Source organism: Mycobacterium sp. TH-M15 (assembly GCF_057473705.1).
Map to the genome: position 1 here is coordinate 1 of NZ_JBYCLB010000037.1, position 6,242 is coordinate 6,242.

The following is a 6,242-nucleotide window of genomic DNA, read 5'->3' on the forward strand; positions in this document are numbered from 1 at the left end:
ACGCTCTTTCCCCCCCCCACCTCTGCTGGTCACCCCTCCGGCGGCCGCGACGCCGGGTGCGCCCCCCGCTTCACCCTGCCCTCTTGACAAACTTCCCCCCATATCAGATTCCGCCCGCGCCATGGCCACCGAGCAGGCGGTCGCCGAGCACGAAGAAGAGATACCCGCCGTCCAGGTCGGTCTCACCCCGATGGCTGACCGCACCCCGGGCCAGGTCGAGCGCCCAGACCCGGTTGGGTCGGTGGCCGTCGAGGCAGAGCGCGGTTTCGCTGCCGCTCTGGTAGCACTTGGTGTTGGCGGTACCTGCGATCCCGAACGATGGAAACAGTTGCTGCCCGGTGGCCGTGTCGATACCGGAAATCCACTGCCCGCCGTAGTCGGCGCACGAGGGGTTGCATCCGCTCAACAGGTAGGCGTGCCCGCCGGCCGTGGCGAACGGCGCGCCGATCCAGAAGCCGTCGGGGATGCCCAGGTCGGCCCGGGTGAGGCGCCATGTCACCACCGGTGGCCGGTCCAGGCTGAACCCGATGAGCGTCTGCTCCGGTTCCGCGGTGGCCCGCGGCGCCGGTGGGACGACCGCACCGGCGGCGACGGCGGTGAGCGCCATCGCGATCCTGGCGGCGACGCCGAACCGGCAGCGCATCAGAACGCCCAACTGCCCGCCGACGACAACACGAAACCGTGATTCATGATCGGATCGGTACAGGCGACACCGCCCGGTGTGACCGCGCAGGTGATGCCGCTGGAACTGAGCTTGGATCCCGGCGCGAGCCGACGATCCTCGTACGGGGCGGGACAGCCACCGCCGCCCCGCGCAAACAGGTAGGCCCGGACGCCGGCGTCGGTCCGCCGGGTGCCCGGCATGCCGATCCGGTCGCACTGGGATCCCGGCATCGGTTCCGCCGCGTTCGCCGGCATGCTCGGGATGACACCGGTGCAGGACACGCCGTAATGGCTGCGTCGACTGCGGATGGGCGTCCTGGTACGGCCAGGAGCAGGTCAGGGTCGGTGTGGTGAACCCGATCTCGGTGGCCTTGAGCACCTGCCGCACGTACGGTTTCGGGTCGACGGCGGTGAACCGGGACAGCTCCGGAAACCCCGGTGGCCCCAGAACGGATACGGGTGCGGGTGTCCCAGGATGTACGCGGGATGGCGCGCACCCGGTCAGGGTCGCGGCCAGTGACGCGGCAGCCAGCGATATCACCGAGAAGAGCCGCGTGATCCGGGGGAGCAGGGTATCCGAACTTAGCGCCCGCCCCGCCAGACGCAGGATGAACCGGTCGACGTTGTTCCCCTATCCTGGGACGGATTCCCGAGAAAGGACGACAGTGGCGCTCGTCGTGCAGAAATACGGCGGATCCTCGGTGGCCGACGCCGAGCGGGTCCGTCGGGTCGCCGAGCGCATCGTCGCCACCAAGAAGGCCGGCAACGACGTCGTCGTGGTCTGCTCGGCGATGGGCGACACCACCGACGACCTGCTCGACCTGGCCCAGCAGGTCAGCCCGGCGCCGCCGGCCCGGGAGATGGACATGCTGCTCACCGCCGGCGAACGCATCTCCAACGCGCTGGTGGCGATGGCCATCGACGCACTCGGGGCGCACGCCCGCTCGTTCACCGGCTCGCAGGCCGGGGTGATCACCACCGGGGCGCACGGCAAGGCCAAGATCATCGACGTCACCCCGGGCCGGCTGCGGGCCGCACTGGACGAGGATCAGATCGTGCTGGTCGCCGGCTTCCAGGGGGTCAGCCAGGACACCAAGGACGTCACCACGCTCGGCCGGGGCGGCTCGGACACCACCGCGGTGGCGCTGGCCGCGGCGCTGAACGCGGACGTCTGCGAGATCTACACCGACGTCGACGGCATCTTCAGCGCCGACCCGCGGATCGTGCCCAACGCCAGGAAGCTGGCGACGGTCACCTTCGAGGAGATGCTCGAACTGGCCGCCTGCGGCGCCAAGGTGCTGATGCTGCGCTGCGTGGAGTACGCCCGCCGCTACCATCTGCCGATTCACGTCCGGTCGTCCTACTCGGAGAAGCCGGGCACCATCGTCACCGGATCGATCAAGGACATGCCCATGGAAGACGCCATCCTCACCGGAGTCGCCCACGACCGCACCGAGGCCAAGGTCACCGTCGTCGGTCTGACCGACGTTCCGGGCAACGCGGCCAAGGTGTTCCGGGCCATCGCCGAAGCCGACATCAACATCGACATGGTGTTGCAGAACGTCTCCAAGGTCGAGGGCGGCAAGACCGACATCACCTTCACCTGCCCGCGGGACAACCGGCCGGCCGCGGTGGCCAAGCTGGAGTCACTGAAGGGCGAGATCGGCTTCACCGAGATCCTCTACGACGACGCGGTCGGCAAGGTGTCTTTGATCGGGGCCGGCATGCGCAGCCACCCCGGCGTCACCGCCACGTTCTGCGAGGCGCTGGCCGACGTCGGGGTGAACATCGACCTGATCTCCACCTCCGAGATCCGGATCTCGGTGCTGTGCCGCGACACCGAGCTGGACAAGGCCGTCGTCGCGCTGCACCAGGCGTTCAACCTCGGCGGCGACGAGGTGGCGACGGTCTACGCCGGGACCGGGCGGTAGCCGTGGCGGGCAGGGAGCTCTCGATCGGCGTGGTCGGCGCCACCGGGCAGGTGGGCCAGGTGATGCGTACGCTGCTCGAGGAGCGCGGCGTCCCCGCTGAGCGGGTGCGGCTCTTCGCATCCCCGCGCTCGGAGGGGCGCAAGCTGCCGTTCGGCGGTGTGGAGATCGAGGTGGAGAACGCCGAGACCGCCGACCCGACCGGGCTGGACATCGCGTTGTTCTCCGCCGGCGGGGCCATGTCGAAGGTGCAGGCGCCGCGGTTCGCCGCCGCCGGGGTGATCGTGATCGACAACTCGTCGGCGTGGCGCAACGACCCCGACGTGCCGCTGGTGGTCTCCGAGGTGAACGTCACCCGTGACGTGCGCGACGCCTGGCCGCTGAAGAAGGGCATCATCGCCAACCCGAACTGCACCACGATGGCTGCGATGCCGGTGCTCAAACCGCTGCACGACGAGGCGACGCTGACCCGGCTGGTGGTCTCCACCTACCAGGCGGTCTCCGGCAGCGGCCTGGCCGGGGTGCAGGAGCTGGCCGAACAGACCCGGGTGGTCTCCGACGGCGCCGAGAAGCTGGTGCACGACGGCGGCGCGGTCGACTTCCCCGCCCCGAAGAAGTACGTCGCGCCGATCGCCTTCAACGTGGTGGCGCTGGCCGGTAGCTACGTCGATGACGGCTCCGGTGAGACCGACGAGGACCAGAAGCTGCGGTTCGAGTCCCGCAAGATCCTCGGCATCCCGGAGCTTGCGGTGAGCGGCACCTGCGTGCGGGTGCCGGTCTTCACCGGCCACTCGCTCTCGATCAACGCCGAGTTCGCCCGGCCCATCAGCCCGGCGCGCGCCACCGCGCTGCTGGCCGGTGCGCCCGGTGTGGAACTGGTCGACGTGCCGACCCCACTGGCCGCCGCCGGCGTGGACGACTCGCTGGTCGGCCGGATCCGGGTGGACCCAGGGGTGCCCGACGGGTGTGGGCTGGCGCTCTTCGTCTCCAGCGACAACCTGCGCAAGGGCGCCGCGCTGAACACGATCCAAATCGCCGAGCTGCTGGCCGAGCTATGATCCGCGGATGCGTCTCGCCGGTACCACCGCCCGTCGGAGCCTGCGCCGCACGCTGATCACCGCGTCGATCTCCGGTCTCCTTGGCGCGCAGCTGATTCCGTCGGCAGCCGCCGACCCGGTCGCGCCGGTGCCACACCCGGTACTGTTCCCGCTCGTCGAGGGTCAGGTGATTCGGGTCGCCTCGGTGGCCGGCACCGGGACACCGACCGCCGACTACGACATCGGCGCCACCGACCTGTGCGACTTCGTCGACTTCCCCAGCGAGGTGCTGCAGATCTGCGGGGACAGCTTCGCCGGGCAGGGGGTGGGTTTCGGCCCCTGGCATTCGCCGATCGCCCTGCGCGTGGACCGGGAGTCGATCGACGACCCGGCGGGGGTGCGCTACACCGGGGTGATTGGGGTGTCCCAGCCGCTGCTGGCCGAGCCGACCCCGGCCGGGTTCTCCCAGCTGCCGGCCGGGGTGGTGTCGATCAACCGGGACGACTACCTGTTGGTGGCCACCGCCAAGGGTTTGGTGCCGCAGACCACCCGGCTGGTTCGAGCCGATCCGGCGCAGGGCCGGTGGCAGACGGTGCCGGACTCGGTGCGCGACGGCGGCTACCAGGGCGGGCGGCAATCCCAGATCGCCGGCTACTACGACCCGGTGCCGACCGCCGACTCGCCGGCCGGCTGGGTGTACATCGTGGCCGACAACTTCCACCGCGAGGAGCCAGCGGTGCTCTACCGCGCCACCCCGGACGCGTTCACCGACCGGTCCCGCTGGCAGGGCTGGGCGGCCGGCCCGGGTGGCGGTTGGAACAAGACACCGACCCCGCTCTGGCCCGACAAGGTCGGCGAGATGAGCATCCGGCAGATCGACGGCAAGACCGTGCTGTCCTACTTCAACGCCGGCAACTGGGACATGGAGGTCCGGGTGGCCGACGATCCCGCCTTGCTGGGCAGCGCGCCGGTGACCACCGTGGTACGGCACGACGAATGGCCGGAGCCCCCGGTGCCCGCCGACACCTTGCCGGGCCCGTTCGACAACCGGCTGGCCCAGCCCTACGGCGGCTACATCTCACCGGGATCGACGCTGAACGACCTGCGGATCTTCGTCAGTCAGTGGCGGACCGACCCGCGGGAGCGGGCGCCGTACCGGGTGATCCAGTTCGCGGTGAACCCGTTCAAGCCCTAGCTGACCCCGCGGACACGAGACACCGAACCGGCCCAGCCGGCACCGACGTCACCCAGCTTGTGCTTGAATGAGGCATCGACATTCTGTCCGGCCTCACCGGCCTTCCGTCGGCGCTCCGAGCGGTGAAACTGCCCGAAGTAGCTGCCCCTCGCGAACTTCCGGAAGGCCGGACTGTCGAGCTGCCCGGGCGGGGCAGCACCTACGTGCTGGACACCGGTCCGGGTGACGGCCCGACCTTCCTGATGCTGCACTCGGTGGCCTGCACCGGGATGCTGACCTGGTACCCGTCGCTGGAGGTGATGCGCTGGTTCGGCCGGGTGGTGATCTTCGACCAGCGCTGGCACGGTTCGGGCATCACCTCGCCGAGGTTCCTGCTCGAGGACTGCGCCGACGACGCCGCGGCGCTCGCCGATGTGTTGGGCATCGACACGTTCATCCCGGTCGGCTTCTCGATGGGTTCGCTCATCGCCCAGCTGGCGTGGCGCCAGCACCGGGACCGGGTCGACGGTCTGGTGCTCTGCGCCGGGGCGGCGACCTTCGCCGAGGCCGCCCCGATGCGGGTGGGAACCGCCGTCTTCGCGGCGCTGCTCGAGACGCTCACTCCTCGGCCGGCGCGGTCGGCAGCGGGGGTGCCGGCGGGGGCCGGCGCGGCGGGCACACCGATGCCGCACCCGTACCGGTGGGTGTTCGGGGAGTTCCAGGCGACCAGTAAGAGCGCGATACTGCGCGCGCTGGCCGAGATCGTCCGGTTCGACTCCAGATCCTGGATTACCGAGATCGACGTCCCCACTTCGGTGGTGGTGCCCGCCAAGGACAAGTTCATCCCGCCGCGCCACCAGCACTGGCTGGCCGGCCAGATCCCGGATGCGCACGTGATCACCGTCGACGCCGGACACGCCTGCTGCACGCTGGGCCACCAGACGTTCACCCCCGGGCTGCACTCCGCGGTGGATTCGGTGCTGATCCGCGCCGGGCGCCGGGGTCGTCCGCCGGTTGCGAGCTGATGCTCCACGCCGTCGTCGACACCGCGATGGCGCCGGCTCCCGCCAGCGGCTGGCCGGGGCGCCGGACGCGATCCACAGCTACTACATAGCGGGCACCTATCGCCGGCCGGTGTTCGGTCCAGCATGATGTCCCTCATGACTGATTCACCCGAACACACCAGCCATCCGGCCCCGACCCAGCAGAAGCCGTACTGGCTGTACCGGTTCGCCGCCTGGGTGGTGATCGTCGCCGGCATCGTCTTCATCGTGTCGACGATATTCTTCACCGGCGCCTACGTCGGCCGTGGCGGGCACCAGCACCACTGCCATCATTCGATGAGTCACCACGAGGGGGCGGGGCCGGCGATGCCGGAGGACGCGCACCCCGGACCGGGTGAGGCCCCGGCGTCGGTCGCGCCCGGCCGGTAACGCGACA

The 6,242-nt window shown here is 70.2% G+C and carries 7 protein-coding genes; 5 read left to right on the top strand and 2 right to left on the bottom strand.

The features are described 5' to 3' along the window. Positions 1-103 precede the first annotated feature (103 nt). On the bottom strand, positions 104-643 hold the full coding sequence (locus AC2VNT_RS00940; RefSeq protein ID WP_486945074.1) for a hypothetical protein: 540 nt from the start codon (positions 641-643) through the stop codon (positions 104-106). Further along, complete coding sequence (locus AC2VNT_RS00945; protein ID WP_486945075.1) at positions 643-918, bottom strand: hypothetical protein; 276 nt, start codon at positions 916-918, stop codon at positions 643-645. The genes AC2VNT_RS00940 and AC2VNT_RS00945 overlap by 1 nt, the downstream gene beginning before the upstream one ends. A gap of 410 nt (positions 919-1,328) precedes the next feature. Between AC2VNT_RS00945 and AC2VNT_RS00950 the strand changes: the two genes are divergently transcribed. The 5 genes from AC2VNT_RS00950 (at position 1,329) to AC2VNT_RS00970 (ending at position 6,235) form a co-directional block, all read left to right on the top strand. Beyond that, positions 1,329-2,594, top strand: coding sequence for an aspartate kinase (locus AC2VNT_RS00950; RefSeq protein WP_486945076.1), 1,266 nt, complete (start codon positions 1,329-1,331; stop codon positions 2,592-2,594). Between the two features lie 2 nt (positions 2,595-2,596). Next, the gene (locus AC2VNT_RS00955) at positions 2,597-3,649 is read left to right on the top strand and encodes an aspartate-semialdehyde dehydrogenase (protein WP_486945077.1); all 1,053 of its coding nucleotides are present in this window, start codon (positions 2,597-2,599) and stop codon (positions 3,647-3,649) included. A gap of 7 nt (positions 3,650-3,656) precedes the next feature. Beyond that, on the top strand, positions 3,657-4,823 hold the full coding sequence (locus AC2VNT_RS00960) for a DUF4185 domain-containing protein (RefSeq protein WP_486945078.1): 1,167 nt from the start codon (positions 3,657-3,659) through the stop codon (positions 4,821-4,823). A 122-nt stretch (positions 4,824-4,945) separates the two neighbouring features. Continuing rightward, a complete protein-coding gene (locus AC2VNT_RS00965; RefSeq protein ID WP_486945079.1) occupies positions 4,946-5,827 on the top strand; it encodes an alpha/beta fold hydrolase in 882 nt (293 codons plus the stop codon). A 135-nt stretch (positions 5,828-5,962) separates the two neighbouring features. Further along, positions 5,963-6,235 (top strand): hypothetical protein, encoded by a 273-nt coding sequence (locus AC2VNT_RS00970; protein WP_486945080.1) that lies wholly within the window; start codon positions 5,963-5,965, stop codon positions 6,233-6,235. Positions 6,236-6,242 lie beyond the last annotated feature (7 nt).